The organism is Amycolatopsis sp. NPDC003861, from assembly GCF_053605405.1.
Genome location: NZ_JBSGJD010000494.1, coordinates 1 through 1966 on the forward strand (window position 1 = coordinate 1; position 1966 = coordinate 1966).

At 73.8% G+C, this 1966-nt stretch carries 1 protein-coding gene and 1 pseudogene; both read left to right on the top strand.

The features are described from left to right. Positions 1 to 56: 56 nt before the first annotated feature. Positions 57 to 1322 (top strand): helix-turn-helix domain-containing protein, encoded by a 1266-nt coding sequence (locus tag ACWEVN_RS47695; RefSeq protein ID WP_452055689.1) that lies wholly within the window; start codon positions 57 to 59, stop codon positions 1320 to 1322. Between the two features lie 308 nt (positions 1323 to 1630). Then, positions 1631 to 1966 (top strand): annotated as a pseudogene (locus tag ACWEVN_RS47700) (M4 family metallopeptidase); the annotation flags it as partial.

A 1966-nucleotide genomic window follows, 5' to 3' on the forward strand; every position in this document is an offset into this window, starting at 1 on the left:
CCGGCCCACGCCGGCCACCGCGCGGCTTACCCTGAACCGGTGGAAAGGCGGCCTGTGTGAGCGAGAGCGTCGGCGAACGCCTGCGTGAGCTGCGCACCGAACGCGGGCTCACGCAGCGCGAACTCGCCGGGCCGCAGTACTCGGCGGCGTACGTGTCGTCGGTCGAGACCGGCGCGCGGACGCCGTCGGGCGACGCGCTGCGGTTCTTCGCCCAGCAGCTCGGCATCGACCCCGACGAGCTGCTGGGCGGCCGGTCGCCGCGGGAGCTGATCGAGCTGGACCTCGAGCTGATCGAGACTGCGGAACGGTTCCTGGCCGGCGACGCCCGCCGCGCGACCCCGCGGATGCAGCGGATCCGGCGCCGCGCCGAGCGCCTGGACCGGCCGCGGCAGGCCGGGATCGCGCTGCTGTGGCTGGCCGGGTATTCGACCGGTGACATCCGCACGAAGTACGTCTCGGACGCCGAAACGGCGCTCTCGGGTGAGCCGCCGCCGGTGCGGGCGATGGTCGTCCCGCTGCGCGCGGCCGTGCTGACCGGCTGGGGCGAGGTGCAGTATTCGGTGCACCTGCTCGAAACCTGCCACGCCGAGCTGCTGCGGGACGGCTACCCGCAGCCGTCGATGCTGCTGACGCTGCGGGCCTGTCTGGCCGAGCGGCACCTGCGCCAGGGCGACCTGGAACGGGCCGCCGAGTACGCCGACTCCGCGCTGCGGCTCACCCGGGGCAGCCCGGCGGTGCTCGCCGAACTGACCCGCAGCCACGTCGAGGTCTGCCGCAGCCACCTGGCGGCGGACCGGTTCGCCGACGCCGCCGCCTCGGTCGCCGCGGCTCACGACCTGATGCAGGAACGGGCGCTGCACCCGGCGATGGCGTACTGCCTGCTGGCCCGGGCCCGGGTGCGCGGCCGGTCGGGTGACGTCGAAGGGGCGCTGGCCGACCTCGCGGCGGCCCGGGAGACGGCCTGGCCGGACGACGTCCCGGCGATCACGGTCGAGCTCGCCGGGGAGTACCTCGCGGCGGGCCGGCTGGAGACGGCGGCGGCCCTGCTCGACCAGATCCGCCCGGTGGTCGTGGCGGGCACGCCGCTGGCCGCGGAGCTGCGGCTCCAGCTCGGCTCGCTGGCCAGGGCCCGCGGGGACGCCCGGCGCGCGGCCGAGGACCTGCGGGCCGCCGTCGAGCTCGCCACCGGGCTGGGCGCGCGCGGGGTGCTCGTGCGCGCGCTGCGGCCGTTGAGCGAACTGCTCGGCGAGACCGGGAAGCAGACCGAGGCGGCGGATGTGCTGCGGAACGGCCTGCTCGCGCTGGGTGCGGAGGACGGGTAACCGTTTTCTAAGCGGTACTAACGAATCCCGATGATCGAGATCGTCCGGCGTTCGGATGGTGTCGCCGACAATCCCTACGAAAGTCGTTCCGACGCGGAACGCGGCGAGAATCCCCTGTTGCAGCGGGGTTTGTACGAATTGATTCGATAATCCGGAACGCGCCGTTGGTCCGTTCGGCGCATTGACGCCCCGATCCGCTGATCCTTTACTCGGATGCGTCCGGACGCATACCTCCTGTTAGCACGCCGGACACGTCTCCCCTTTCCCTTACCGGACCTCGATTCTGCCTTCATGGAAGGAAGACCTCGATGACCCATCGTGGGTTCAGCACGGGCTTGGCGGCCGCCGCCGGGCTCGCCATGACGCTCGCGTTACCGGTGACCCCGGCGAGCGCAGCGCCCCAAGCACAGCCCGCCGCTCCGGAAGCGGCCGCCGCCCGCGCCGCCGACCAGGCGGCCGCCAGCGGTCTCGACGCCCTGCGCCGCGGCCCGGCCGAATCGTTCCAGCGCGTCGGCCTGACCGCCGGCGGCGGTGGCCTCTTCTACGGCGCCTACCAGCGCACCTACCAGGGCCTGCGGGTCGTGGGCGGGGACGCGGTGGTCGTCGCCGACGGCGCCGGCCGCGTCCGCGGCACCAGCGCCGCG